The sequence below is a fragment of the Croceitalea dokdonensis DOKDO 023 genome (assembly GCF_001306415.1).
Lineage (GTDB): Bacteria > Bacteroidota > Bacteroidia > Flavobacteriales > Flavobacteriaceae > Croceitalea > Croceitalea dokdonensis.
The window spans coordinates 80198-106275 of sequence record NZ_LDJX01000005.1 but is presented as its reverse complement, the minus strand read 5'-3'; the positions used below and the strand labels follow the sequence as shown (position 1 = coordinate 106275).

Here is a 26078-nt window from a genome sequence, read left to right as displayed (position 1 = left end):
TTACAATGAAACGATTTATTTTACTTTTAATACTAGCTGTAGCTTTTGTTTCTTGTAAAGACACACAAAAAACAAGTACTGAAACAGCACAATCGGAAGATACCGCAGATTTAATTGTGACCAATGCAAAGGTTGCGGTGATGGACGATAACAGAACAATTACTGAGGCCATCGCAGTCAAAGATGGTAAAATAGTAAAGACTGGTACAACCCAAGAGATTTTAAAACTCAAGGGAGATAGCACCAAATCCATAGATGCCAAAGGAAGAACAATCATTCCTGGTCTTAATGATTCACACCTACACCTTACAAGAGGTGGACGTTTTTACAATGCAGAATTACGTTGGGATGGTGTAAAAACCCTAAAAAGAGCATTGGAAATGTTGAAAGAACAAGCAGGACGTACGCCAGAAGGTGAATGGGTTCGCGTCATAGGCGGATGGAGTCCTTTTCAATTTGAAGAAAAAAGATTTCCAACACCAGCAGAAATCAATGAAGCAACGGGAGATGTACCAACATTTGTATTATTTCTCTACAGTAGAGGCTGGTTAAACCAAGCTGGTTTAGATGCTTTAAATATTGATGAAAACACAAAAGCACCTGAAGGAAGTACGTTTGAAAAAGGACCAGATGGTAAACTAACAGGAGTGCTATTAGCAGAGCCTAACCCTACGATTCTGTATGCTAGAATAGGTTCATTACCACCATTAAGCGAAGAAGCAATGGTAAACGGAACGAAACAATTTTACAGAGAATTGAACAGCTTTGGAATTACAAGCGGTATCGATGCTGGTGGCGGTGGTCACAAATTCCCAAAGGATTATACGGGAACAAAAGTGTTAGCTGAAAATGGCGAAATGCCCATCAGACTTTCATATTACTTATTCCCTCAAAATAAAGGAGCTGAATATGAAGAGTTTCAAGAGTGGATGGCAAACAATAAAGTGGGACATAATGGAGAAATTCATTTAGACCACGGTTACGAGCTTGAAGGTGGTGGCGAGTTTTTAGCTTGGAGCGCAGGAGATTTTGAAAATTTCTTAGCACCACAACCAATGCTAGAGGATAGACCGACGTGGAGAGAAGATTTAAAGAAGATTTTAGTCCTTCACGCAGAAAACGGATGGCCTTTTAGAATTCACGCTACCTATGGAGAAACCATTAGCAATATGCTAGATGTAATCGAAGAAGTAAATACCGAAACGAATGGAAAACTAACGGCAAATCGCTGGCTTTTTGACCACGCCGAAACGGTTAAGGAAGAGGACCTAAAACGCATAAAAGCCTTAAATGGTGGTATTGCCATACAAGCGAGAATGGCGTATGCAGGAGAGTTTTTTGTGGAGCGTTACGGCGCAGATAAAGCAAAACAAGCACCACCAGTTAAGAAAATAATGGAAGCAGGAATCCCAGTTGGTGCTGGTACTGACGGTACTCGTGTAGCAAGTTATAATCCTTGGCCAGCATTATATTGGTTAGTTACAGGGAAGACCGTTGGAGATTTTCAACTCGCAGAACCTTCTAATCAATTAACAAGAGAAGAAGCATTACACCTATATACAAAAGGTAGTGCTTGGGTATCTAAAGAAGAAGATGTAAAAGGAACTTTGGAAAACGGGATGTATGCAGATTTTGCTATCCTTTCTGACGATTACTTTACCATTCCAGCAGCACAAATAAGTGACTTGGAATCGGTATTGACAGTTGTTGATGGCAAGGTAGTATATGCAGACAAAGAGTATAAAGAATTGAATCCACCTTTACCAGCGGTAACACCAGATTGGTCGCCAGTAAAGTATTACGGTGGCTTTCAAAAAAACTAAAAGCAATGAATATTCTAAAAATAAATTCAAGTAGCAATCGCACAACTTCTATCAGTAGAAAGTACGTTAATAAGGTAGTAGATAAACTTCTGTCAGAACATACAGAAGCGACTGTACAAGAAAGAGATGTAGCCTATTCTGACTTGCCTTTTATAAATGAAGAAATGCTTAACGCATTGTTTGTAAAAGGAGAACGTACCAAAAGACAAGATGAAGTGCTGCAAGTAGCGGATGGTTTAATAGAAGAGGTTTCAAATGCCGATATTTTAGTCATAGGCGCACCAATTTATAATTTTTCAGTTCCTGCATCGCTAAAAGCATATTTTGATTTGATAGCAAGAGCTGGGCGCACATTTAAATATACTGAAAATGGACCTGTTGGTCTCTTAAAAGGAAAGAAAGCCTATGTCGTCATTGCTAGCGGTGGAGTACCTGTAGGAAGTGAAGCAGATTTTTCATCAAAATATATAAAGCAATTTTTAAGCTTTATCGGGATTATTGATGTAGAAATTATTCCCGTAGACCAATTGGTAAAAAAAGCAGAACAATCCTTTGCAAAAGTGGATGAGCAAATTCAGAAAATAACCCAATTACAACCCGTTATCTAATGAATGTGCTAAAGCAAATTTACAATCCAGGTACAGAGGCGAGAAACCTTAGCCTAGTATTGTTACTATTACGAGTGGCTGCCGGCATCTTTATGCTCACGCACGGCTTAGGTAAATTGGATAGACTGTTTGGTGACGAGGTCATACAATTTGCAGACCCATTAGGTGTAGGAGCAACAGCATCCTTAGCCCTTACAGTTTTTGCAGAAGTGTTTTGTTCCATCCTACTCATCTTAGGATTGGGCACACGACTAGCAGCAATTCCATTACTGATTACTATGCTCGTAGCAGCACTTATAGTGCACAGCAACGACGGTTTTGGAAGACAAGAACTAGGACTTCTATATGCGGTAAATTATATCACATTACTGGTCTTGGGCGCAGGAAAGTATTCTTTGGATTATTTGATTTCCAAGAATAAAAAATAAAAATAATTAATCCTCATAGTGAGGAACACATTTTAAAACAATAAACAAGTATAACTTTTAAAATTTAGAAAAATGGAAACAGCAACAAAAACAAAATGGAACATTGACAACGCACATTCAGAAGTAGGCTTTAAAGTAAAGCATATGATGATATCTACTGTAAAAGGTGCTTTTGAAGATTTCAACGCATCTGTAGAGACAGAGAGCGATGACTTTAAGAATGCAAAATTCAATTTCACAGCAAAAATTGATTCTATCAACACAAAAAACAACGATAGAGATACACACTTAAAGTCAGAGGATTTTTTCAATACCGCTGCACATCCAGAAATGAAGTTTGAATCAAAATCTTTTGATGGCGATAAAATCATCGGAGATTTAACCATTAAGGATGTTACTAAAGAGGTGGCACTTGACACTGATTTTAATGGTGTTGCGGTGGATCCTTACGGACAGACCAAAGCTGGTTTTGAAATCACAGGAAAGATAAACCGTAAAGACTTCGGTCTTACTTGGAATGCCGTTACAGAGGCAGGTAGCATCGTAGTAAGCGATACGATTAACCTAGTGGCAGACCTTCAGTTTATCAAGCAATAAAAAGCAGTAACAATGTCAATTTAATGGGATTGGTCTGCAGCTAAGACCAGTCCCATTTTTTTTAATCAATTAACGTCTATTAAAACGAAAAAACGATGAAGGCTATCTTAAAAAAAATATTGGTTGGAGATGCTAATATAGATGTAGCACTTCTAGCATTACGTGTTATGGCAGCTGTGGCATTGCTAAAAGCCCACGGTCTTCCTAAGCTTTTAAATATACAGGATGCAATGGCGCATATTCCAGACCCTTTAGGTTTTGGGAGCACATTTTCCACTTACTACGCCATTTTTGCAAACGTATTTTGCGCACTATTTGTCGCTTTTGGTTTTTTTACTAGAGTATCAGCGTTGTTTATCATTTCACTAACACTTACAGGTCTCTTTGTGGTTCATTTAACTGACCCAGCAAACCTACAAGATACACCGCTTATATATTCTATTGTCTTTGGCTTTATAGCTTATGTGGGCGCTGGTAAGTATAGTATTGATTATAAAATCTTTAAATCTCAAAAATAGTTTTAGGTGATGAAAAAGTATGTATGGCTCTTTCTTATTTTCAGTTACGCTTTCGTACCTCGACTTTGCTCGGCACAGGCTACAGCGCAATCAGAAAAGAACACCTTGGATTTTAGTCTATTACGTAAGGACGACAATATCTCGATAGTTGAACCTATGAATGCGTACCAAAGGCTAAAGTCTATTCCAATCGGTAATAATGCTACTTTAAGCCTAGGTGGAAGCTATCGTTTTCAAACCGAATCTTTTATCAATGAGCAATTTGATAAAAACCAAGACCAAACCGACTATTGGTTCTTGCATCGTGGAATGTTTCACGCGCACCTGAAAATGGGTTCAAACTTTGAACTATTCGGAGAGCTGAATTCAAGTCTTATTAACAGCAGGGAAGACATCAGTCCCGTTCAAAAAGACGAATTAAGCATCAATCAACTATTTGCCAGATACCGTGTCAATGACAGCTTCAATGTACTGGTAGGCCGACAAAATATGCGCTTGGGAAGCGGCAGATTGGTTGACGTGCGTGAAGGACCCAATGTGCGCTTATCCTTTGATATGGCGCAATTACAATACGAAGATGATAATACAAAATTGACCGGATTCCACGCCATACCGGTGCAACAGCAAGCTGGAGTTTTTGATAATGACAGCTTTGAAAATTCAGAAACGCTCACGGCATTATACTGGACGCAAAACTGGACAACCAATACCAATACAGACATTTATGTGCTGCATAAAAAAGAAGACAATAAAACGTGGAATGTTGGTACGGCAGATGATAATAGGACCTCAATAGGGTTACGGCATTTTGGAAGTTGGAAAGGACTGGATTACAACAACGAGTTTGTATATCAGCTAGGAAGTTTTGGTAATCAAGACATTACCGCTTGGACAGCCTCATTTAATGTAGAAAAAAAGTTTACTACCACACATCCATTTACACTTGGTATTAAAACAGAAGCCATTAGTGGCGACACCAATGGAAACGATACTACCCTAAATACCTTTGACGCGCTTTATCCCAGAGGTGCCTATTTTGGGCGTGTGGCACGTTTTGGGCCGTCTAATTTAATAGATGTACATCCGTATGTGGAGACTAAAATCGGGAAAGTAGCTATCGCATTTGATTATGTGGCTTTCTGGCGTTTTTCAACTAATGATGGATTATACAATCCAGCGTTGATTTTAGATTATCCATCTGTAAATACAGAGCGATTTATAGGAAATCAAATAGGCGCTATTGCAGCCTACCAAGTCAATGATTTTCTAAATTTTGAAATAGAATCCAATGTCATTTTCCCTGGTGCATTCTTAAAGCAGAGCAACCAAGGCGACACCTTATATCATTTTGTATTTACCACAGAATTTAAGTTTTAAAACACGCCAATTAATTCAATACTATGAAACTATCAGAAAAATTAAAATGGGCATACAATACCGATACAAAATGGATGCAAACCATTTTTAGATTACTACTGGGAGCTGCATTGCTATTTGCCGGAATAAGCCACCTTACTTTTAACAGACCGGAGTTTGTGGCGCAAGTGCCAAATTGGGTACCAATTTCAACCGACTTAGTAGTGGTATTATCAGGAATTGTAGAAATTATCTTGGGTCTCGCCTTGTTGGTTTTCTATAAATGGAAGGCACTGGTAGGTTGGGCTACGGCCATATTTTTCGTATTAATATTTCCAGGCAACATCTCTCAGTATGTAAATGAGATAGATGCTTTTGGGCTAGACTCAGACCGCGCTAGGCTCATAAGATTATTCTTCCAGCCCGTTTTAGTGCTTTGGGCGTTATGGAGCACCGGCGCTTGGAAAGCGTTTAAGAATAGAAACAATTAAAAACTATCCATTATGAAATCAGAATATATGGACATTCCGTTAATTAAAAACGAAGACAAAAAGCGTTTTGAAATTGAAATAGATGGCCACTTTGCCTTTATAGATTACAAGACGATAATGAACGACATCGCACTCGTGCATACAGAGACTGACCCAGAACTAAAAGGGAAAGGTGCAGCAGGAGCTGTAGTAGAAAAAACCTTGCACTATCTGGATGATAATAACATCACCTTGCACCCATTTTGTCCTTACGTATTTGCATATATAAAAAGACATCCAGAATGGAAGCGCATCGTGAGTCCAAAGTTTAAAGGATATGAGCAGCTGTAAAGATGTTACTTAGCACGCTTTCTTTATAATTACGCTTTCGCGAAAGCGTAGTTCAAAAAGTGTATCCCGTTGCATAAAGGAACAAAAGCGTAAAAACAGTTACCGCACAGCTATCTGTGAACCGAAGGAAATATAAATCTCATTTATGTGTCCTCTAAAAAATATATGAAGATGAAAACAAAATCAGTAGAACTTGTAGTGAGTCCAAGAGAACCGCACTTTGTGGGTGATGGTTTTAGGGTACATAATTTTATACCCAGCAATTATAGACTAAGTATGCAGCGTATGAGTCCATTTTTAATGTTGGACTATAACAGTACCTATCATTTTCCACCTTCTGAAAAACCCAAAGGTGTAGGCGTGCATCCACACAAAGGATTTGAAACCGTAACTATTGCTTATAAAGGTCGTGTGGCGCATCACGACAGTAGTGGCGGTGGTGGCGTTATAGGTGAAGGAGACGTGCAATGGATGACAGCGGCCAGTGGTGTCCTACACAAAGAATACCACGAAGAAGAATGGAGTAAAAAAGGTGGCGATTTTCAAATGGTACAGCTATGGGTCAACTTACCTGCAAAGGACAAAAAATCTGATGCTAAGTATCAAGCCATAAAAAATGAAGATATCAATCGTTACGAATTATCCAATGGTACTGGCACAATAGAAGTCATTGCTGGAGAATACAAGGATGTAAAAGGCACTGCATCGACTTTTACGCCTGTACATTTATTAAATGCCAAACTGAAAAAAGGCACTAAAGCCGATTTTCAAATACCGTCAAATTACAATACAGCACTGCTTGTGCTGGAAGGCAGTATCGTGATTAATGAAACTGAAGAAGTCCCCTTAGACCATTTAGCACTGATGGCAAACGATGGCGAAACGTTTGAAATAGAAGCTACAGATGACGCTGTGGTATTGATTCTTAGTGGCGAGCCTATCAATGAACCCATTGCTGCACAAGGCCCTTTTGTAATGAATACAAGGGAAGAACTTGTCGAAGCATTTAACGATTTTCAATCAGGAAAATTCGGGTATTTAGAAAATTAAAAAAAGATTAATTATTTAAAAAAATAGAAATGGAAATCACAATAACCGAAAGAAATAATAAAGGCTTCGCAATAGCTAGAGAAAATGGTAATAAAGCTGGTGCAATGACCTATTCCATCGCCAGCAAAGAGCTCATTATCATAGACCATACTGAAGTCGAGCCTGAATTTAAAGGAAAAGGTGTTGGCAAGCAGTTACTTTACAACATTGTAGAAATGGCGAGAGAAAAAGGAATAAAAATTATGCCTTTGTGTCCTTTTGCCAATGCAATGTTCAAAAAGAATGAGGATATACAAGATGTCTTAAAAAAATAACCCATGGAAAAAATCAAAAAATACAAAAAAGGGGACTTTACCGTAGTTTGGAAACCCGCTAAATGTATACACGCAGGTGTTTGTGTTAAAAAATTACCAGAAGTTTATAGCCCTAAAGAGCGCCCTTGGGTTAAACCAGAAAACGCTTCAGTTGAAGCCTTAAAAAAGCAGATAGACGCTTGTCCGTCTGGAGCTTTAAGTTATGAATAGAAATATACTTAAAGACTAAATTTCTGTTTGAATTAACCTAGAAAAATTTCATTATGAGCAATCAAAATATATTTCCATCATTTCCCTTAGAGAATTGGTCAGCGACTAAAGAAACCTTGCACCGTTATTTACAGATAGTAGGCAAATTACGCTTGTCCTTAATGCCAAAAGATAACCATTGGTGGCATATTACTTTATATGTAACAAGTAATGGTATTTCGACAGACGCTATTCCTAATGGCGATTTTACTTTTGAAGTTGCTTTCGATTTTATAGACCACAAACTCATTGTTTCTACAAGCAAAGGCGACCGTCGTTCTTTTGAATTGAAAGATGGACTCTCAGTAGCCGATTTCTATAAAAATCTAACAAACATTCTTAATGATTTAAGCATTGATTTTGACATTCTTGCAAAGCCTTATGATTTATCGGACAGTATTCCATTTGACCAATGTACAATGCACGATTCTTATGATGCAGCAGCAGTTCATAAAGCTTGGCAAATACTGGTGCAAGTAGATATGGTCTTAAAAGAGTTTAGTGGCAGGTCTTATAGTAAAACCTGTCCCGTACATATTTACTGGCATCACCTCGACCTTGTGGTAACCAGGTTTTCAGGTAAAAAAGCACCAGATATGGGAGATGTATCACAAGTCGAAAAAGAGGCATACTCACACGAGGTAATAAGTTTCGGCTTTTGGTTTGGGGACGACACCATTAAAGAACCTGCATTTTATTCTTATACTTACCCATCGCCAGATGGCATTGATAAAGAACCGTTACAACCCAAAGCTGCTAAATGGCAAGATTCTAACGGAAGTCCAATGGCGCTATTACTTTACAAGGACATTTTAAGCAGCGACAACCCAACACAAGATATTATGGATTTTTTGGAAAGCAGTTATCAGGCTGGGGCAAAATTAGCAGGTTGGGATATTGAGGCGTTGACAGTAAAAACGGATTAATTAGAATATTTCTGCAACTGTATTTGATGAATTAAAGAATTTCAAAATATTATAGCTCAACAAACACATAATATAATTGCTAGAAATGAATTTAATGATTTCAACATCATCCAGCAGATAGACCTTCAAGCCAATTTTTTCTAACTGTAAAATAATGAGCTGATTGCTTTCTTCTTCTGCCCACTACTGTCGTATTTCGGGAATCAGTAAGACATTTTCTTTCTTTGATTTTTCAATCAAGTTTAAGAATAATTTGCCCGATACCGACGTTCATCCATTACGATGACATAATGGTCATTTAGTTGCCTTACCGAGATTGGCTGCAATACACCGTGCGCTTCCATACTCTTAGAAAGTTGCTGCAATACATCTTTGTTGAAAGTCTTTCTTGATTGTTCTGGGTCAGGCTTGATTTTGCCCAATGGTAAGTTCTGAATTTGAAGCGCGGATGATTTCTTTCTGCTTCCTTCTTTTTTGGCAGTTGCTTTTGCTCTACTGCGCTTCTTTGTGGTGCTTGCTTTTGTTCTCATAATACTCAAGTTTTTGATTAAACAATATTTGAGCAGAAACCAAACGAAAGGTAAAATCTTGGCTCAAAAGGAACCGGAATAAATGAGTACAGGAAGTAGCGTTGACTTTATACCGAAGTCTTTTGATGGAAGTTTTTTACGAGTTTAGCCTTCGGGTATATTGTATGATAATAAACTCACACCCGAAGAACTAAAGTTGAGAAAACACAAAATTTATTAATCTCTAATAGAAGAAATAGGATTTGATTTCAAATAAATGCACTTAACATCAGTCTATAACTTGTCTTGAAAAAAGCAGGAATGTTTTACCCATGTTGCACCCAAACAAAAAAACCTCTCATTTCTGAGAGGTTTTAGGACTGCACTATTGCAGTTGAAAGCGTGCGGATGACAGGAATCGAACCTGCACACCTCGCGGCACTAGATCCTAAGTCTAGCGTGTCTACCAGTTCCACCACATCCGCATTTCAATACTTTAAGAACCCTCATCAGGCACCAAACCAATCTCGTCGGGTCTACCTTCCGATACCTCGTGGGTCAGCAAATGCCATCCATCTACGGTTCCCAGCCCAAATAAATTGGGATGCAAATATAATTCAATTTTATTATTGTGAAATAGCAAAAATGAATATTTGTAATTGACGTCGCAAAAAATTGAATTACCCCAACTAGGTTTCGTAATTTTAATCCTTTAAATAAACGTATGGAAACAATCAAAGACTATATCAGTGCAAACAAAGACCGATTTTTAAACGAGCTTATTGATTTACTTAAAATCCCATCCATCAGCGCAGATCCGGCCTACGCCAAAGATGTGTTAAAAACAGCACAAATGGTGCAACAAGCCCTAGAAAATGCAGGATGTGACCATACCGAAATCTGTGAGACCAAGGGGTACCCAGTGGTTTTTGGCGAAAAAATCATAGACCCCAATTTACCAACGGTATTGGTCTACGGCCATTATGATGTGCAGCCACCAGACCCAATGAACCTATGGACCTCTCCCCCGTTTGAGCCGGTCATCAAAAAAACAGAACTACACCCAGAGGGGGCAATTTTTGCCCGTGGCGCCTGCGATGATAAAGGCCAAATGTACATGCACGTAAAGGCCATAGAATTCATGATTAAAAATGATGTGCTGCCGTGCAATGTCAAAGTGATGATTGAGGGTGAAGAAGAGGTAGGAAGCGATAGCTTGGCTGATTTTCTGGAAGATAATAAAGAGAAACTCAAAAATGATATTATCCTTATTTCAGATACGGGCATGATTGCTAACGATGTACCCTCCATTACCACTGGACTAAGGGGTTTAAGCTATGTTGAAGTAGAAGTTACCGGCCCCAACCGCGACCTACATTCTGGTATTTATGGCGGAGCGGTGCCCAACCCCATCAACGTATTGAGTAAAATGATAGCCTCTTTACATGATGAAAATGGCAAAATAACCGTTGCTCATTTCTATGATAAGGTGGAAGAGGTTTCTGCCGAAGAACGGGCCGAAATGGCCAAAGCACCCTTTAATCTGGAGGAGTACAAAAAAGCATTGGATATTGGCAACGTGCAAGGTGAGGAAGGCTATTCCACCAGTGAAAGATACTCCATCAGACCCACCTTGGATGTCAACGGTATTTGGGGAGGTTACACAGGTGAAGGGGCCAAGACCGTTATTGCCAGTAAGGCCTATGCCAAAATATCCATGCGCCTGGTTCCCCACCAAGACCCGGATGAAATTACAGAACTCTTTGCCAAACACTTTAAGGCCCTGGCGCCAGATAGTGTAAAAGTAAAAGTAACTCCCCACCATGGCGGTCTACCGTATGTGACCAATATGGACAGTATAGGGTACCAAGCAGCTTCCAAGGCTTATGAACATACCTTTGGCAAGACCCCTATTCCAGAACGTACGGGCGGCAGCATCCCCATTGTGGCGCTTTTTGAACAGGTATTGGGCAGCAAGACCATTTTGATGGGCTTTGGACTGGACAGCGACGCCATACACTCCCCCAACGAACATTTTGGGGTGTGGAACTATCTTAAAGGCATTGAGACCATCCCGTATTTCTACAAGTATTTTACCCAGTTAAGCAGGCAGTAACACTATTTGGGCGTTTCCCTATGCCGATAAAAATTGGCATAGGGCCGCGCTTTCCGCTATATTTTTTGCCCATTAAAGTCAAGGACATACCATAGCCGTCGTAAAATGGACAAAAAGATGCCGCTGCAATCGCTAACGCGGTAAACCATCCTGCCACGATTCCAGAAGCAGCAAGAAATCCTTATTTCACTGCGCATCACTCCCCACTAAGCACAAAAAAAACGATTCCAAAAACTGGTTCCCAACACATAACCTCCCTACGTTACCGTACACTTTTAAACTCTACATTTGTAGAATTTAATTTTTTATTCTATGTTTGTAGAATAATTAAACCCTTATTGCCTGTATGTCCAGAATACCATTGTCAAAAACAGAGGAAGAACTCATGAACATCCTTTGGAAGCAAAAAAAAGCATTTCTAAAAGACTTATTGGAACAGTATGGAGATCCAAAACCGGCCACCACTACCATAGCCACCTTATTAAAGCGTATGGCAGACAAGGGTTTTGTGGCTTACAATAGTATTGGTAGGTCTAGGGAATACTACCCTTTGGTGAAAAAAAAGGAATATTTCTCCAAGCAGGTCAACGGGCTCATTAAAAACTTCTTTAATGACAGTCCCACCCAATTCGCTTCTTTCTTTACACAATCCACAGATTTGACCAAGTCAGAACTGGAAGACCTAAAAAAACTAATAGACCAAGAAATTAAAAGAAAATAACATGTTGCTTTATTTAGTGAAATCTGCCACCTGTATGGCCATATTTTTTCTTTTCTATAAATTTCTTTTAGAGGAGGTTCAAATGCATGTCTTTAAACGTTTTTACTTGTTGGTGGCCCTAACAGCGTCATTGGTCATTCCAAGTTTGGTTTTTGTGGAATATGTGGAACCAACAATAACCACATCCTATACCATGACCCCAGTGATTTCAGAACCCTTGGAACTTAACAAAACCGCGCAGCTAACAGATGTTGATGTTATCAACTGGAAACTGATCTTATGGACAAGTTATGGGATAGGTGTTTTTGGCTTTGGGTTTAGGTTCACAAGAAACTTGGTTCAAATCATCCATCGGATTCGTTCCAACCCAAAACTGAGACAGCAGTTCAGTATCAAGGTCTTACTACAAGACAAACTACCACCGCACACATTTTTTGGATATGTGTTTTTGAACAAGAAACAATTTGAGGCAAACAGAATTCCCAAAGAAGTCTTGCTTCATGAAGAGGTACATGCGCGGCAGTTACATAGTTTGGATGTTATTTTTATTGAACTATTACAGGTGTTCCTATGGTTCAACCCCATGATGGTTTTCTTTAAAAAAAGCATCAAGCTAAATCATGAGTTCTTGGCAGATAGCGCCGTGCTAAAAGAGACCCCATCCACCAGCTCTTATCAAAATACATTGCTATCCTACTTGTCAGAAAACAGTCAAAAAAAATATCAGTCCATCAAAATGGCAAATGCCATCAATTATTCATCAATCAAAAAACGATTTAAAATCATGACAACAAAAACCTCAACAAAAGCCAGATTCTTGCGTTTATTTCTGGTTTTCCCCTTGTTCGCCCTATTGCTCTTTGGGTTCAGCCAAACCAAGACCCTACCAAAAGAACCTGTGACCAACACAAGCCCAATCCTGACAATTACCATCCAAAATTCCACGGACGTATGGCTCAACCATAAGCAAGTTCCCCTAAAAGACTTGGCGCAACAGGTTTTAGAGTTGTCCCCAACAACGGCCCCAAAGATTGAAATCCATGTCCAAGGTATGCTAGAGGCTACATTTTTAGGCCAAATAGAAAAAGAATTGGCCAAGACGGACCCAATCGCCATCAACGTCTTTGCCGATGAGTATGTAATGTCCCGTGGCTCCTATCAAGAAAAGGTAGATAGTACTTCCAACACCGTTATGCTGAGAACAAACAAAATGACCTTAGTTCCGGATGCCCACCCCTTGATGGCAAATAAGGGCCAAAAATCCCTGGCAACTACAACAGCGGGAAATTCATTTACGGAAAGACCGTATAAAGACAACCCACTGATCATATACATCAATGGCAAGGGCGACCTATTGGTGCAAGAACACTTGGTACCGCTAGAAAATCTAACGGCCTTCCTTAGTGACCGATACACAGGCCATGACAAAATCCAAAGAGAGTCCACTTTGGACGTAAAAATCAAAGTGGAGGATAAAACACCAAAAAAGGTCATTGAAGAAGTGGCCCACAAGGTGGAAGCTTGGGGCGCCGCAACCATCAATATCATAGGTCCACCAGCTGGGGCCACCAAAACACAATTGGTAGAATACAACGCATTAGCTAAAAAATACAACAACATGGACCGCAACCAGATGCGTATTCTAAAAAAAGAGGTAGAGCGCCTAAGCTACCTGTTTAATGTGATGACAACAGCACAAAAGGCCAATGCAGAACCCTTTCCCAATTTTCCTGAACCGCCAAGCGTACCCACACCACCCGTACCCCCTTTGGATAAAGAAAATCGGGAATCTCCGCAAAGCAGGTCCCCGCTGACCGGATTTTTTAAGGTAAATGGAGAAACCTTGTTTTATGTTTCTGAAAAAGAAAAAACCACCTATTTTAACCGCTGGGGACAAAAGGTAGATCAAAATGGGGAAGTTCTAGACCCCGTGCAAACCAGGGCGGACAAAGTTATTCCGGGCCAGGTGATTTCAAAAGTCTATAAAAATGATGATGTGGTGGTAGCATTCGACACCAAAAATATAGAGACATCCTCTGCTACCCTAAAGCTAAAGGAAGAGGCCAAACAACTCCAAAAAGCGAGTAAACAGCTTCAAAAACAGTCCAAAAAACTGCAGAAGGAAAGCAAGCATCTACAAAAAGAGAGCCAAAAACTTTCAGAAGTTCCTACACCGCCCATGCCACCTACGCCCATGCATCCTTTGGACCATATTATTGAAATGGCAAAACAAGGAGCTACCTTTTATTATGAAGGTGGACAGATTTCATCGGATAAAGCCATTGATGTAGTCAAAAAAAATGAACAACTGGATATTGATGTAACATGGATAGGCTCAAAAAAACCAAGAGTGATGATATCCAAGAGTAAATCAAACTAAAAACGGTTATTGCCAAACCTTAGCTGCTGTGTTTTCGCCAAACAAAACCCTAGCCTTATTTGGACGCAAACAATTGCTGGCTTACAGCTGACGGTGATATCCAAAACCAGTCCTTGGCTTACTCATAGGTGGGATGTTTCTTGCCTCAATATAACAAGTGTTCTATTTAAGGTTATTTGAAATACCCAAAACCACTAAAAAAATTTGAATTTACTTTTAGGAAAAGCCCCCCATTACCACTAGGATTTAGAAGCGGAACAAAAGTTAGGTAGAAAATTTTTTAACCGCTGTACATAACTTGTTTTCCTTGCTAGATGGCAAAAAGATACTGTAATCATCATGCAGCGATACTGTTGTGTTCCAAAATAATACTTACGCCATGTTTCTTCTTATCTAAGACAGGCTTTTAGCTCGTTTTTTGTAACAAATCATACAGCATGGCGTCAAACGGATAATCAATTCGTTGCAAAGCAACGAAACATCAAAAAACGAACCTCATCATGTTACAAAAATTTTTTATCCTCTGTTCCGGGGCGGACATAGATTTGCTTTCCACTTGTGCCAACGGCGAACGTAACAAATACGCGGGCATAGGCGCAACCGTCTTCTTTACGGCGGTCATGGCGTTTATTGCCAGTGGATACGCCTTGTATACAGTTTTTGACAGTCTTTACGCGGCCGTTGGCTTTGGACTAATTTGGGGTCTGCTCATTTTTAATTTGGACCGCTACATTGTCTCCACTATCAAAAAAAGGGATGGTTTTAAGGCCGAATTTGTTCAGGCCATACCAAGAATCCTGCTGGCCATCATTATTGCCATCGTCATTTCCAAACCCTTGGAGCTCAAAATCTTTGAAAAGGAAATCAACCAAGTGCTCTTGGAAGATAAAAATGCGATGACACTGGAAAACAAGGCGCAGTTGGCCCTGCAGTACAACCCAAAAATCGAAAGCCTCAACCAAGATATTGCCACCCTCAAAAATGAAATAGCTGAGAAAGAAAATGAAACCAATACCCTCTACGATACCTACATTTCAGAAGCCGAAGGCACTGCCGGAACCAAGTTATTGGGCAAAGGGCCCGTATACCAAGAAAAACGGGAAAAACATGATGCCCATTTGGCGGAACTGCAACAGCTAAAAACTACCAACGCAGCAAAAATAAAGACCATTGAGGCCCAAATTACTGCCTTGGACGCCGATTACGACCGTGCGGTAACCCAGTCACAACCGATCATTGATGGTTTTGATGGCCTTATGGCAAGAATTGAAGCCTTGGGCAAACTGCCCTGGCTGCCGTCATTTTTTATCTTTTTACTGTTTCTATGTATTGAAACAGCACCCATTATCGCGAAACTTTTAGCCCCCAAAGGGGAATATGATTATAAACTAGAAGAGGAAGAAAGTGTTTTGGCCACTTGGGTAGCTCAAAAGGTGGCCCAAAGAAAACTGCTGTTGACCACGGACGCGGAGATGAATCAAAAAGTATATGGACAACTAAAAGCGGAAGAGGAACTCCATCAGTACAAAAAGCAAAAAGCAGAAGAACTTATACGTTTGCAAACAGATGCCTTCCAAAACATCCATGTTAAAAACCTTTAAGCCGGAAGCTTGGCATAGGCCTTTATAGCAACTGCTAAGCTATCGCGCCAATTTGGAATATCAATCTTAAAGGTAGACTTCATCTTTTCCTTGTCCAGGACACTAAATTTGGGTCGCGCTGCTGGTGTTGGGTAGGCCTCGGAACGAATGGGGTTTAGGGTAACTTGGATACCTTGTTCATCAAAAATGGCCTTGGCAAAATCATACCAACTGGCCACACCTTCGTTACTGTAATGATATACCCCGTAATCTATGCTGTGGGCCTTAATGATATGTAAAATAGCCTTGGCAAGATCCCTTGCATAGGTTGGTGTGCCCACTTGATCGTAGACCACGGAAAGCTCATCCCGCTCAGCCCCCAAGCGAAGCATTGTTTTCATAAAATTATTCCCAAACTCAGAATACAGCCAAGAGGTCCTAATGATAAAATGCTCTTGCAAATTATTGATAATGGCTCGCTCTCCCTTGTATTTGGTATCGCCATAAAACCCAATGGGCCTGGCAATATCCTCTTCCCGGTAGGGTTCGTTCATATACCCATCAAACACAAAATCCGTTGAGATATGAATCAAAACGGTTTTATGTTCATGACAATTTAAGGCTAAGTTCCGCGCGCCGGTAACGTTGATCAATTTTGCCTTATCGGTTTCGGACTCAGCATTGTCCACATGGGTAAATGCAGCACAATTGATGCAGTAGGCGTAATTGTTTTTATCCATTTCATTTCTGACGGCCTCAAAATCCGTAATATCCAACTGTTTTGAAGATGCAAAGGCAAAGTGCAGACCAGGTACTGTGTTTGCAATGGATTTTAAGGTACTGCCCAACTGTCCTGAGGCCCCCGTCACTAAAATGTTCATGTATCTCATGGTTTACGTTGATGATCAATGAAAAACGGCCTTGTCAAAAACCGGTAATTCCCTGTCTTTTTCAGATATGATGAGTTCCGCATCCGGAATCAACCAATCAATGTTAAAAGTTGGATCGTTGTATAAAACTCCACCTTCCGAAGCTTTATTGTAAAAGTTGTCACATTTGTAAAAAAATGTTGCACTATCGCTCAAGGTTACAAAACCATGGGCGCAGCCCCTAGGGATAAACAGTTGCTCATTATTGGCAGCAGATAATCTGTGTGAAATGACCTTGCCAAAGCTTGGGGAGCCTTCACGTAAATCTACGGCAACATCCAAAACCTCACCGTCCAGCACCCTCACCAGTTTGGCCTGGGCATATTTTCCTTTTTGATAGTGCAACCCCCGTAACACCCCCCTAGTGGAAAAGGATTGGTTATCCTGCACAAAAAATGGTTTGGCGCCTGTGAGGATTTCAAAGCTTTCTTGATTGAAACTCTCAAAAAAATAACCTCTTTCGTCCTTAAAAACCTTTGGTTTTAGGACAAAACATCCAACAATCTCAGTTTCTTTAACTTCCATACTTATGATATTACTTCAAGCAAGCGTTTGCTATATCCGCTCTTTAAAAAGGGCTCGGACAATTTCTTGAACTGGTTTTTGGTGATATATCCCATCTTGTAGGCAGCAGACTCTATGGCCCCTATTTTTAAGCCTTGTCTTTCTTCTATGACCTGGACAAACTGGCCTGCTTGCATCAAAGAGGCAAAGGTGCCGGTATCTAGCCAAGCGGTTCCCCTGTCCATGATGCTCACTTGGAGCTTTCCCCTTCTTAGATATTCTTTGTTGACGTCCGTAATCTCAAGTTCCCCACGGGCACTGGGCTTCATATTCTTGGCGATTTCCACTACCTCGTTATCGTAAAAATAAATGCCCGGCACTGCGTAATTGGATTTTGGTGCCTTAGGTTTCTCCTCAATGGAAATTACCTTACCAGCCTCATCAAACTCCACTACCCCATAACGTTCTGGGTCCGTGACGTGGTACGCATAAATAATTCCGCCATTTGGGTCGTTGTTGGATTGCAGCAGATGTTCCAATCCTGTACCATAAAAAATGTTATCCCCCAGAATAAGGGCCACCTTATCTTCGCCAATAAAATCTTCGCCAATAATAAAGGCCTGAGCCAATCCATTGGGTTCTTCTTGCACGGCATACTCAAACCTGCACCCATATTTTCGACCATCACCCAGTAACTTTTGAAACAAAGGCAAATCATGCGGTGTGGATATGATCAGGATTTCCCAAATCCCAGATTCCATTAGGGTAGAAAGTGGGTAATAAATCATAGGTTTATCATACACTGGCATCAACTGTTTACTTACAGCTAAGGTCAATGGATGTAGCCTGGTACCCGAGCCTCCTGCTAAAATAATTCCTTTCATACTACTACTATTTTAAGAACCTATACGGGTTATGCTAAACTAGATTTTTGATTTTCAACGTAACGTTCCAAGTACCAATCTATGGTCTTATCTATTCCTGATTCAAAATTTTCATCGGCCTTCCAGCCAAGATCATTTTCAATTTTTGTGGCGTCTATGGCATATCTAAAGTCATGACCTGCACGATCCTTAACATAGGTGATCAGGTCCTTATAAGATGTACTGTCCTTTCTGGGATGCTTGGCATCCAAAAGCTCACAGACCTTTTTGGCAATGTACAGGTTGTTACGTTCATTACGGCCACCAATGTTATAGGTTTCTCCTGAGACACCCTTTTCATAGGCAAGGGCTATCCCTTTACAATGATCCAGGACATAGAGCCAATCCCTAATATTGGAACCGTCTCCATAAATGGGAATGGGCTCTTTGGAAAGCGCCTTTCTTATAATGGTGGGAATCAACTTTTCATCATGCTGTTTAGGTCCGTAATTATTGGAGCAGTTGGTGGTCACCACGTTCATGCCAAAGGTGTGGTGATAACTTCTTACTATAAAATCTGACGAAGCCTTAGAAGCACTGTAAGGACTGTTGGGCGCAAAAGGGGTGGTTTCCTTAAAAAGCCCCTCTTGTCCCAAAGTTCCGTATACCTCATCCGTTGATACATGGTGGAAACGTGAATTTTTGTAGGCCTCCTTATAAATACCGGGGCCTATCATCCAATGTTTTTTGGCAACATCAATTAAATTAAAGGTGCCTATGATATTGGTCTGCATAAAAGCATCAGGATGTGTGATGGAGTTATCCACATGGGATTCTGCCGCAAAATGGATTACCCCGGTAACATCATACTTGTTAAAAATACGTTCAATCAACGGTCGGTCACAAATATCGCCCTCAATGAACGTATAATTCTGCGCAGTGGCTATTTCCGATAAATTGTCCAGATTGCCCGCATAGGTTAAGGCGTCTATATTTATAAGGTGAATATCAGGATGGGCATTTAAGAAATAGGGAATAAAATTTGAACCTATAAAGCCCGCCCCTCCCGTAACCAAAATTGATGTTGTCATTAGAACTGGTTTTTACTAAAATTACTTTGTAAATATATTCTTACAATTAGTAAGGATTTAATTTATGTTGTGAAAACTCCATTATGCGTTGTGGAAACATAAGATATTACATTTAAATTTTATCCATTGCCTCCTTAACAGAACTAAAAGATAAAATAGGTTATTTCTTAATACTACTTAATCTTTTTCTTACTTTAGTGTTACTTTTTTATATATGGAAAACCAAAATTCTGATAAACCACTGATTATTGCCGTTGACGATGAGCAGCTAAACATTGAGCTGTTGAGCTTTATTTTAGAGCGGAACGATATTGATTTTAAAGGAACACAGGACGATGGGTATTTGTTTGAATTATTAGAGGAAAAGCTCCCTGATCTAATTTTGTTGGATGTGGTGATGCCCCGTATAGAGGGATTTGAACTTTGTGAAAAAATCAAATCCTATAAAAAATATAAGGAAATACCGGTGATCTTCCTTACAGGAAAGGTAAATGTAAAAGATAAGGTAAAAGGATTTCAGGTGGGTGGGGTAGATTACGTTACCAAACCCTTTAATGAGCAAGAGCTTATTGCCAGAATACAGACCCATGTGGCTTTGGTAAGGGCCAAGAACCAAATTAAGGAACAGGCAGAAAACCTTAGACAATCCAACGCGCTAAAAGATCGGATGTTCTCCATTATAGGCCATGACCTTAGGTCACCGCTCAGTGCTGCAAAACTAAAAATGGATTTTATCATTAGGGGAATCATAGATCCCAAGAGTGATGACTTTTTGGATGGTACTGTCTTTGGCCTCTTAAAAACTATGGACGAGGCCTTAAACCTGCTTCAAAACTTACTGGGATGGGCAAAGGCCGAAAGTGACCAAATACAAGTAATTCCAGAACAATTGGACATTCATGAATTGGTGGATCAGACCATAAGGCTATTAAAACTCTCCAGTGACCATAAAAAGATAACCTTAAAAAATGCTATAGCAGCCAATACTATGGTCTATGCAGATGTAAATACCATAAAAACAGTGCTCAGGAATTTGGTGTCCAATGCCATTAAATTTACACCCACCTCGGGCCTCATACAAGTAAACGCTATTGCTAAAAACGAGCGGCTTGTCATTGAGGTTTCCGATAATGGCCAAGGAATTCCTAAAGAGGATATTGAAAAGATTTTAAACCCAAATGAACATTTTAGCAAACTTGGTACCAATAAGGAACCAGGTACCGGTCTGGGTCTTATCCTTTGCCAAAACTTTATCCATAAAAATGGCGGGCAGCTCAATATTAAAAGTAAAGTGGGCAAGGGCAGTACCTTTTATTTTGATTTACCGGTTCTTGCAACCGCTCCGGCTTAAGCAACAACTTCGGTGGCCGTGCCACCGCGCTGCGCCCGTTCCCAATTTACGGATTGATTTCCTTTAAGGTACCTTGCAAAACCCAGAAACACGGAAAGGTTCATAATAAAGAAATAATAGGGAATGAACAAGGCCTTAAGCCTAATGTGCCTATGTTCTAAAAACCAGCCCAACAGGGCGGCCCCATAAAACAACAACTGACCCATAAACAACATAGGATAACTGCCCAAAGAGAACATCCCTTCATTCAGGGCCAGTATAAAGTTAATGGGCAACAATAACAACAGTAACAAGGGGGTAAGCGTCCAACGCAGTACCCGGTGGGAGATGTACTGGAAAGATAGGGTGCCGTATTTAAAAACATTCAATAGTGGTGCTAGGCGTACCACGGATTGTATCCCTCCCGCAGAGATTCTTATCTTTCTTTTCAACTCTTCCTTTACATTGGCAGAGGCATTTTCAATGGCATAGGCCTCTGGATTATATTGGATGGTCTGTCCCTTCATGGCCACGCGCAGGGAAATCATAAAATCATCCAATAAGGTATCCTTTTCCACCTCCTGCCAAAGTTCGGTACGGATGGCAAAAAGCTCACCTGCTGCCCCAACAACGGAATACAGTTCCGCATCCCATTTTTTGAGTTGGGACTCATATTTCCAATACATCCCCTCTCCCGCAGCCGCGGCACTATCCGCATCTTTGCCATAAATTCTTTTTTCTCCTGACACACAGCCTACCTTGGGGTCTCTAAACAGCTTCACAATTTCTTTGATGGAATCCTTACCAAGGCTGGTATTGCCGTCGGAAAAGATAACAATTGGGGTTGTCACCTGTTTCATACCACGGTTCATCGCAGCTATCTTCCCTTTTCTAGCGGGTTCATGCAGTACTTTAACATCTTTATATCGTTTCAAGATATCCGGGGTGCCATCATCGGACCCATCGGTTACCCATAATTGGGTCACTTTTTCACTTGGATAGTTTAAGCTTCTGGAGTTGTTTACTTTTTGGTCTAAATAATCCTTTTCATTAAAGGCGGCGACAAATAAGGTGACCTCTGGCTCGTAATCCCCATTGCCGGTAAAAGGTTTTCCCAAGCCCAATGCCCTACGGATTTTAATGATGATGAACAATAGTATCCCATAGCCTAGATAGGAGTAAAAAATAATTCCCAAGGCAACCCAAAAGATAATTTCCAACGCTTGCATATTCTATTCTTTTAAAAGGCTACTGCCTTATTCTTGTTTACGGCTTCCCACAACCCTGTGTGGTGGTTGTATTGTTTGATCACTCTGGCAGGGTTACCAACGGCCACGCTATAGGGCGGGATATCCTTAGTGACAACGCTCCCGGCACCTACTTGGCAATTTCTGCCAATGTGCACGCCCGCAAGCACTACGGAATTGGCACCGATATGCGCTTCATCCTCTATAACGGTAGGCCTTATATCCAAAGGTTGTTCGCTGGAGTTTTTAAGTCCGTCCGCGAAACCGTGGTTAAAGCCAGAAACAAATACATGTTGGCCCAAACCTGAACCATTGCCCATCTTGACTGGTCCAATAACCACACTGCCTATTCCTACACGTACACGATCTCCCAACAGTACATCACCAGAACCATTGTTCACAGTACAAAAACTTTCTATCGTAGTTAGTTTTCCAATCTCAAACCGTTTCCAAGGAAAAACATCAATTCTACTATTCCTTCTAATAACGGACCCTTTGCCTTTTTTATGGACCAAAGGGTTTACCATTAGTTTAATGAACCAACGGGGCCTTGGGTTTCTGCTAGGTGCAATAAGCCATAGCACAAACTTTTTTAACCTCGGGTTGGATTTTATTCTAGCGATCATAATCAAAGGTCTTTAATGGCATAGGTTTTACTGTACCAGTAGCGTTTTGGATCCTCAATTCCGTAAGCCTGTCTTACGCCACCATGACAATCCTGCAAATATTCCAAGCCTGCACCTGCGTTCATTTCTATAACTTCCGGGCCATCTTTTGAATAGGCAATATCCCACCCCATAAACGGGATGGCCTCCATTTTCTGGGCCGTCTTCTCCACAAAGCTTTTAATGGTATCCCAATAGGGAAATACATACTCCTTAAAAGAGAAATCCGTATCTGGGTGCTTATCAATGGTTTTGCCATGGCCAACATGGATCATATCATCAAACTTTCCGGTCTCCACATTAATTTTGCAGACCAAGCCAGTCTGGCTGGCGTTGTCCAACTGGCTGCCCCCCTGCCCCATACGCAACATGGAATACATGATGTTGGCCTTACCGTTCTTCACCTGCGTCATCACCCTAAAGGTATTGACCGCGTTGGGATAGATTTTATTGAGTTCATTGTGCTGTTGTAAGCCTTCTTGTAGGATGTAGTCTTCGGAATCGCCCAATTGCCCAGCGATATATGCAGCTGAAAGGCTTTGGTTGTCCTCATCTACAAAACCGTCCTTATTGGCAAAGATCATAATACCCCTACCTCCCAAACCATGGGTGGGTTTTAGAAACAACTTTTTAGCCTTGGACCCATGGACAATTCCATCCACGGCACTTGGAGAAATGATATTCTTGGCACCATCATAAAACACCCCATTTTTATACTGTAAAAGCAGCACTGGCTGCTTGATTTTATAGGAATCCAACACCCTATACGTGAGCTCTTTGTCTTCACTCACAATCCCATAATCTTTAAAATACTTGGGAAAGAACAAGTAATAGGCAAAATAATTGGGGATATAATCCTTCATTTGTTCATGGGACAAATGGCATGATTTTTTATACATCCCGTAACGGATGTATTGATAGGGATAGCAGCCCCAAAATTTATGCAACATCTTCATTTCACGCTTGATGACATTTCTTGCCTTTTTATCGGTGTCGTTCTCAAATACGGCCAGCTCCCTTGTGTAGTGCTTTTTGTAATGCTCCCTTAATTGTCGCTCGGACATGTATTTCCAAACACGATATAATTTGCTCTTCATTTTCATGGCATCAGTTGTTTTGCAAATGGTTATACATGGTTGCGACACAATTGGCCCAACTGTGCGCATGCCCAACGGCAATCCTTTCTTGCTGTTTTTCCTCGGAATCCGATGCCAAGGCCTTAGCGATCATGGCTACGTATTCCTCCTTATCCTTGGCCAAAAACACCACGTCCCCAAAGTACGCCATGGCCTTGGTCCGTGTAGCTACCGTAGGTTTTCCCATAGCCAGGTACTCATCTATCTTTCTAGGGTAATTGCCCATGGTTGCCTTGGTCAGTCGTTGGGGATTAATGGCAACATCAAACCCTTTAATGTAGGCGGGCAAGGTTTCCGGCGGTTTTGGACCTAAAAAACGGACATTGGCCAACTGGTGTAGGTTAGACCGTTGAAAACTATCGTCTTCCGGACCCACCAATACCACCTCATAGTCTGGCCTACTAATGGCAATGTGCTCAATAATTTCAATATCCAGTCTCTTGGAAGACAAAAAGCCCACATAACCAATTATCGGTTTTTCAATACCCATAAGTTCTTCTGCCTTGGCAACCATATTGGCCTGGTACATTTCCGTATCACAACCCTGCCCTACCATAAAACTTTTTTCATTGTAGCGCCTGGCATTTTCCTCGTACAACAGGGAATTGGTAAATACCATATCTGCCTTTGAAATTAATTTTGGTTCCACCTTGTGGCCATGCTTTTTCCAATACGGGACATTAAGAAGGTTGTCCCTAACATAATAGATATACTTTTCTGGCCGCAGGTGTTCCTTTAAATAGTACCCCAAGAACATATTTTGGTCGTTGAACAAAATAAAGTCCTTAAAGTTTAGCCGTGCAACCGCCTTTTTGATAGCCTCTGCAAATTTTTTATTGTTCACCTTGTTCAATACCTTAAAAAGCCCATCATGGTTCACAAAATTTATGGGATACGTCTTTACCGGAGGGGTGTATACCCAAAGGTTTTTGCTCTCTTGGTACAAGGCGTTTTCAGGATATTTTATGGCATCCTTCCTGTTCTTTGTTTTTTCTGAATCCGGGTCCTTGATAAAGTCGATATAACTTATGGGATTATTAACGTACAGCACCCTGTTCCCTTGGGCAAACTGCGTGGCAATATCCTTGCAATTGCTTCCTATGGGAATATCCCAAGGCTGAATCCCAACCACAACAATGTCTTTATTTTCCATCATCATTTCTGTTTTTCCAATTCATTAAAAACATCTTCATAAAGTTCCAGTACATTCTTGGCCATTTCCTTCCATGAGAAATGCTTGGCACGCTCAATACCATTTTTGGCCAGTAAGGCCGCGAGCATTTTATCTTCTACCAGGGTATGCATGGCAGCGGAGATTTGTTTTGGATCAAAAGGATCTACGATCAGTGCCGCATTGTCTCCCGCTACCTCTGGCATAGAAGAGGTGTTTGATGTGATTACGGGAACCCCACAGGCCATTCCTTCCAATATAGGAATACCAAAACTCTCACGTAGGGAGGGGTATAGAAATACCTCGCACTGACTTATAATGGCGGGTAAAAGCTCATTGGGCACATATCCGGTAAGGTGTATCAAGGCGCGCAGTTCTGGAGCATTAATATCTAAAAGCATACGTTTTAACCGGTCTTCATCAAAATCCAACATCACCAATTTAAACTGGTTCCCGTACTGCTGGTTAAACAGGGCAAAGGCCTTTAAAACACCCAGAGTATTCTTCTTTGGGTCTGTATTTCCCAAAAAGAAAAAGTAACGTTCCGGTAGGTTATACTCTTGTTTTATGGTGTTTAAAACCACGGTATCGGTGACCTGTTGAAAGTGTTCACCTACTCCATTGTAAACCGCCGTTAACCTATCGTCCTTAAAACCAAAATAGGCGTTTATCCGTTCCTTCTCATAGTTGGAGACCGTAATCACTTTTTTACTCTTTCTGATTACCGATGGGACAAAAAATCTGCGGTACAAATTGCCTAGCTTCTGGTACCAGGTTCCCGCCTTTTGAAAAACACTGATACTTTCCAAATAAATAATGTCATGAAGGGTAGTTACCAGCGGCACCTTGCAAAAAATAGGCCCCGTGTTACTGGTACAGTGCAAGACATCACAACCCTCTCTAAAAGCGGCGCGAGGAAGTTCCCACTGTTCCCACCCAGGGTACCCAAACTTTGATGTCAATTCCACAATTTTGAAATTAGGGGCTGCCGGTATACAAGCGTCATCAACATCTGGCTTTACAAAAATGACGTACTGGTTACGGGTATCTATACGTTGTAAGTTTTTAATCAACTCTAACGCCACCATGTCCATACCGTGCTTTTTCTTTCTAAAAAGCCGTTGTCCTTCTATACCAATTTTCATA

Annotated in this window: 27 protein-coding genes and 1 tRNA gene; 17 read left to right on the top strand and 11 right to left on the bottom strand. The window is 40.7% G+C overall.

Going from position 1 to position 26078, the window contains the following annotated elements; genetic code table 11:
* The first annotated feature begins 5 nt into the window (after window positions 1-5).
* The 12 genes from I595_RS11355 (at window position 6) to I595_RS11300 (ending at window position 8690) form a co-directional block, all read left to right on the top strand.
* Window positions 6-1823, top strand: a complete 1818-nt coding sequence (locus I595_RS11355) for an amidohydrolase (RefSeq protein WP_054559554.1) — start codon at window positions 6-8, stop codon at window positions 1821-1823.
* A 5-nt stretch (window positions 1824-1828) separates the two neighbouring features.
* Window positions 1829-2431 (top strand): FMN-dependent NADH-azoreductase, encoded by a 603-nt coding sequence (locus I595_RS11350; protein ID WP_054559553.1) that lies wholly within the window; start codon window positions 1829-1831, stop codon window positions 2429-2431.
* Window positions 2431-2859, top strand: coding sequence for a DoxX family protein (locus I595_RS11345; RefSeq protein WP_054559552.1), 429 nt, complete (start codon window positions 2431-2433; stop codon window positions 2857-2859). The genes I595_RS11350 and I595_RS11345 overlap by 1 nt, the downstream gene beginning before the upstream one ends.
* A 72-nt stretch (window positions 2860-2931) precedes the next feature.
* Window positions 2932-3456: a YceI family protein gene (locus I595_RS11340; protein WP_054559551.1), complete on the top strand. Its 525-nt coding sequence runs from the start codon at window positions 2932-2934 to the stop codon at window positions 3454-3456.
* 95 nt (window positions 3457-3551) lie between these two features.
* Window positions 3552-3974 carry a DoxX family protein gene (locus I595_RS11335; protein ID WP_054559550.1) on the top strand — a complete coding sequence of 141 codons (423 nt, stop codon included), beginning with the start codon at window positions 3552-3554 and terminating at the stop codon, window positions 3972-3974.
* 9 nt (window positions 3975-3983) lie between these two features.
* Complete coding sequence (locus I595_RS11330) at window positions 3984-5351, top strand: alginate export family protein (protein WP_083467585.1); 1368 nt, start codon at window positions 3984-3986, stop codon at window positions 5349-5351.
* A gap of 23 nt (window positions 5352-5374) precedes the next feature.
* Window positions 5375-5821: a DoxX family protein gene (locus tag I595_RS11325; RefSeq protein ID WP_245628275.1), complete on the top strand. Its 447-nt coding sequence runs from the start codon at window positions 5375-5377 to the stop codon at window positions 5819-5821.
* Between the two features lie 12 nt (window positions 5822-5833).
* Window positions 5834-6151, top strand: a complete 318-nt coding sequence (locus I595_RS11320; RefSeq protein ID WP_054559548.1) for a GNAT family N-acetyltransferase — start codon at window positions 5834-5836, stop codon at window positions 6149-6151.
* A gap of 171 nt (window positions 6152-6322) precedes the next feature.
* Entirely contained in the window at window positions 6323-7201 is an 879-nt protein-coding gene (locus I595_RS11315) for a pirin family protein (protein ID WP_054559547.1), read from the top strand.
* 29 nt (window positions 7202-7230) lie between these two features.
* The gene (locus I595_RS11310; RefSeq protein WP_054559546.1) at window positions 7231-7515 is read left to right on the top strand and encodes a GNAT family N-acetyltransferase; all 285 of its coding nucleotides are present in this window, start codon (window positions 7231-7233) and stop codon (window positions 7513-7515) included.
* 3 nt (window positions 7516-7518) lie between these two features.
* Window positions 7519-7725 carry a (4Fe-4S)-binding protein gene (locus tag I595_RS11305; RefSeq protein ID WP_054559545.1) on the top strand — a complete coding sequence of 69 codons (207 nt, stop codon included), beginning with the start codon at window positions 7519-7521 and terminating at the stop codon, window positions 7723-7725.
* 53 nt (window positions 7726-7778) lie between these two features.
* Window positions 7779-8690 (top strand): DUF5996 family protein, encoded by a 912-nt coding sequence (locus tag I595_RS11300; protein ID WP_054559544.1) that lies wholly within the window; start codon window positions 7779-7781, stop codon window positions 8688-8690.
* A gap of 242 nt (window positions 8691-8932) precedes the next feature.
* Here I595_RS11300 and I595_RS11295 read toward each other — a convergent pair whose 3' ends face one another.
* Both I595_RS11295 and I595_RS11290 read right to left on the bottom strand, forming a co-directional pair.
* A complete protein-coding gene (locus tag I595_RS11295; RefSeq protein ID WP_054559543.1) occupies window positions 8933-9220 on the bottom strand; it encodes a ParB N-terminal domain-containing protein in 288 nt (95 codons plus the stop codon).
* 382 nt (window positions 9221-9602) lie between these two features.
* Window positions 9603-9684: transfer RNA gene (locus I595_RS11290), tRNA-Leu, on the bottom strand.
* 239 nt (window positions 9685-9923) lie between these two features.
* Here I595_RS11290 and I595_RS11285 point away from each other — a divergent pair.
* The 4 genes from I595_RS11285 to I595_RS11270 all read left to right on the top strand — a co-directional run bounded on the left by I595_RS11285 (window position 9924) and on the right by I595_RS11270 (window position 16017).
* A complete protein-coding gene (locus I595_RS11285; protein WP_054559542.1) occupies window positions 9924-11315 on the top strand; it encodes a dipeptidase in 1392 nt (463 codons plus the stop codon).
* A gap of 355 nt (window positions 11316-11670) precedes the next feature.
* On the top strand, window positions 11671-12036 hold the full coding sequence (locus tag I595_RS11280; RefSeq protein WP_054559798.1) for a BlaI/MecI/CopY family transcriptional regulator: 366 nt from the start codon (window positions 11671-11673) through the stop codon (window positions 12034-12036).
* 1 nt (window position 12037) lies between these two features.
* On the top strand, window positions 12038-14416 hold the full coding sequence (locus I595_RS11275; protein ID WP_054559541.1) for a M56 family metallopeptidase: 2379 nt from the start codon (window positions 12038-12040) through the stop codon (window positions 14414-14416).
* Window positions 14417-14916: 500 nt separating this feature from the next.
* Entirely contained in the window at window positions 14917-16017 is a 1101-nt protein-coding gene (locus tag I595_RS11270; protein ID WP_054559540.1) for a DUF4407 domain-containing protein, read from the top strand.
* On the opposite strand, the gene rfbD is transcribed toward I595_RS11270, so the two are convergent.
* From rfbD to rfbB, 4 genes are read right to left on the bottom strand one after another with little or no spacing between them, the layout of a single operon-like run.
* Window positions 16014-16877: a dTDP-4-dehydrorhamnose reductase gene (rfbD, locus tag I595_RS11265; protein ID WP_054559539.1), complete on the bottom strand. Its 864-nt coding sequence runs from the start codon at window positions 16875-16877 to the stop codon at window positions 16014-16016. The genes I595_RS11270 and rfbD overlap by 4 nt on opposite strands.
* A gap of 24 nt (window positions 16878-16901) precedes the next feature.
* The gene (gene rfbC, locus I595_RS11260) at window positions 16902-17450 is read right to left on the bottom strand and encodes a dTDP-4-dehydrorhamnose 3,5-epimerase (protein ID WP_054559538.1); all 549 of its coding nucleotides are present in this window, start codon (window positions 17448-17450) and stop codon (window positions 16902-16904) included.
* A gap of 2 nt (window positions 17451-17452) precedes the next feature.
* The gene (rfbA, locus tag I595_RS11255) at window positions 17453-18313 is read right to left on the bottom strand and encodes a glucose-1-phosphate thymidylyltransferase RfbA (protein ID WP_054559537.1); all 861 of its coding nucleotides are present in this window, start codon (window positions 18311-18313) and stop codon (window positions 17453-17455) included.
* Between the two features lie 29 nt (window positions 18314-18342).
* Entirely contained in the window at window positions 18343-19383 is a 1041-nt protein-coding gene (gene rfbB, locus I595_RS11250) for a dTDP-glucose 4,6-dehydratase (RefSeq protein ID WP_054559536.1), read from the bottom strand.
* Between the two features lie 214 nt (window positions 19384-19597).
* On the opposite strand from rfbB, the gene I595_RS11245 reads away from it, so the two are divergent.
* Complete coding sequence (locus I595_RS11245) at window positions 19598-20734, top strand: hybrid sensor histidine kinase/response regulator (protein ID WP_054559535.1); 1137 nt, start codon at window positions 19598-19600, stop codon at window positions 20732-20734.
* Here I595_RS11245 and I595_RS11240 read toward each other — a convergent pair.
* Genes I595_RS11240 through I595_RS11220 form a run of 5 tightly spaced genes read right to left on the bottom strand, consistent with a single transcriptional unit; the run spans window position 20731 to window position 26077 of the window.
* Entirely contained in the window at window positions 20731-21942 is a 1212-nt protein-coding gene (locus I595_RS11240; protein ID WP_172675943.1) for a glycosyltransferase family 2 protein, read from the bottom strand. The genes I595_RS11245 and I595_RS11240 overlap by 4 nt on opposite strands.
* A gap of 11 nt (window positions 21943-21953) precedes the next feature.
* A complete protein-coding gene (locus I595_RS11235) occupies window positions 21954-22586 on the bottom strand; it encodes an acyltransferase (RefSeq protein ID WP_054559534.1) in 633 nt (210 codons plus the stop codon).
* Between the two features lie 2 nt (window positions 22587-22588).
* Window positions 22589-23728, bottom strand: coding sequence for a sugar-transfer associated ATP-grasp domain-containing protein (locus tag I595_RS11230; protein WP_172675942.1), 1140 nt, complete (start codon window positions 23726-23728; stop codon window positions 22589-22591).
* A 4-nt stretch (window positions 23729-23732) separates the two neighbouring features.
* The gene (locus I595_RS11225; protein ID WP_172675941.1) at window positions 23733-24917 is read right to left on the bottom strand and encodes a glycosyltransferase; all 1185 of its coding nucleotides are present in this window, start codon (window positions 24915-24917) and stop codon (window positions 23733-23735) included.
* Entirely contained in the window at window positions 24917-26077 is a 1161-nt protein-coding gene (locus I595_RS11220; protein WP_054559531.1) for a glycosyltransferase family 4 protein, read from the bottom strand. The genes I595_RS11225 and I595_RS11220 overlap by 1 nt, the downstream gene beginning before the upstream one ends.
* Window position 26078 lies beyond the last annotated feature (1 nt).

Bases quoted from the DNA above. Each gene is read 5' to 3' on its own strand.
- I595_RS11350 (WP_054559553.1), top strand. From the start codon at position 1,829: ATGAATATTCTAAAAATAAATTCAAGTAGCAATCGCACAACTTCTATC.
- rfbC (WP_054559538.1), bottom strand. From the start codon at position 17,450: ATGGAAGTTAAAGAAACTGAGATTGTTGGATGTTTTGTCCTAAAACCA.
- I595_RS11300 (WP_054559544.1), top strand. From the start codon at position 7,779: ATGAGCAATCAAAATATATTTCCATCATTTCCCTTAGAGAATTGGTCA.
- I595_RS11325 (WP_245628275.1), top strand. From the start codon at position 5,375: ATGAAACTATCAGAAAAATTAAAATGGGCATACAATACCGATACAAAA.
- I595_RS11235 (WP_054559534.1), bottom strand. From the start codon at position 22,586: ATGATCGCTAGAATAAAATCCAACCCGAGGTTAAAAAAGTTTGTGCTA.
- I595_RS11220 (WP_054559531.1), bottom strand. From the start codon at position 26,077: ATGAAAATTGGTATAGAAGGACAACGGCTTTTTAGAAAGAAAAAGCAC.
- I595_RS11305 (WP_054559545.1), top strand. From the start codon at position 7,519: ATGGAAAAAATCAAAAAATACAAAAAAGGGGACTTTACCGTAGTTTGG.
- I595_RS11240 (WP_172675943.1), bottom strand. From the start codon at position 21,942: ATGCAAGCGTTGGAAATTATCTTTTGGGTTGCCTTGGGAATTATTTTT.
- I595_RS11225 (WP_172675941.1), bottom strand. From the start codon at position 24,917: ATGATGGAAAATAAAGACATTGTTGTGGTTGGGATTCAGCCTTGGGAT.
- I595_RS11285 (WP_054559542.1), top strand. From the start codon at position 9,924: ATGGAAACAATCAAAGACTATATCAGTGCAAACAAAGACCGATTTTTA.
- I595_RS11310 (WP_054559546.1), top strand. From the start codon at position 7,231: ATGGAAATCACAATAACCGAAAGAAATAATAAAGGCTTCGCAATAGCT.
- I595_RS11270 (WP_054559540.1), top strand. From the start codon at position 14,917: ATGTTACAAAAATTTTTTATCCTCTGTTCCGGGGCGGACATAGATTTG.
- I595_RS11335 (WP_054559550.1), top strand. From the start codon at position 3,552: ATGAAGGCTATCTTAAAAAAAATATTGGTTGGAGATGCTAATATAGAT.
- I595_RS11245 (WP_054559535.1), top strand. From the start codon at position 19,598: ATGGAAAACCAAAATTCTGATAAACCACTGATTATTGCCGTTGACGAT.
- I595_RS11330 (WP_083467585.1), top strand. From the start codon at position 3,984: ATGAAAAAGTATGTATGGCTCTTTCTTATTTTCAGTTACGCTTTCGTA.
- rfbA (WP_054559537.1), bottom strand. From the start codon at position 18,313: ATGAAAGGAATTATTTTAGCAGGAGGCTCGGGTACCAGGCTACATCCA.
- I595_RS11295 (WP_054559543.1), bottom strand. From the start codon at position 9,220: ATGAGAACAAAAGCAAGCACCACAAAGAAGCGCAGTAGAGCAAAAGCA.
- I595_RS11355 (WP_054559554.1), top strand. From the start codon at position 6: ATGAAACGATTTATTTTACTTTTAATACTAGCTGTAGCTTTTGTTTCT.
- rfbB (WP_054559536.1), bottom strand. From the start codon at position 19,383: ATGACAACATCAATTTTGGTTACGGGAGGGGCGGGCTTTATAGGTTCA.
- I595_RS11340 (WP_054559551.1), top strand. From the start codon at position 2,932: ATGGAAACAGCAACAAAAACAAAATGGAACATTGACAACGCACATTCA.
- I595_RS11275 (WP_054559541.1), top strand. From the start codon at position 12,038: ATGTTGCTTTATTTAGTGAAATCTGCCACCTGTATGGCCATATTTTTT.
- I595_RS11315 (WP_054559547.1), top strand. From the start codon at position 6,323: ATGAAAACAAAATCAGTAGAACTTGTAGTGAGTCCAAGAGAACCGCAC.
- I595_RS11320 (WP_054559548.1), top strand. From the start codon at position 5,834: ATGAAATCAGAATATATGGACATTCCGTTAATTAAAAACGAAGACAAA.
- rfbD (WP_054559539.1), bottom strand. From the start codon at position 16,877: ATGAACATTTTAGTGACGGGGGCCTCAGGACAGTTGGGCAGTACCTTA.
- I595_RS11230 (WP_172675942.1), bottom strand. From the start codon at position 23,728: ATGAAAATGAAGAGCAAATTATATCGTGTTTGGAAATACATGTCCGAG.
- I595_RS11345 (WP_054559552.1), top strand. From the start codon at position 2,431: ATGAATGTGCTAAAGCAAATTTACAATCCAGGTACAGAGGCGAGAAAC.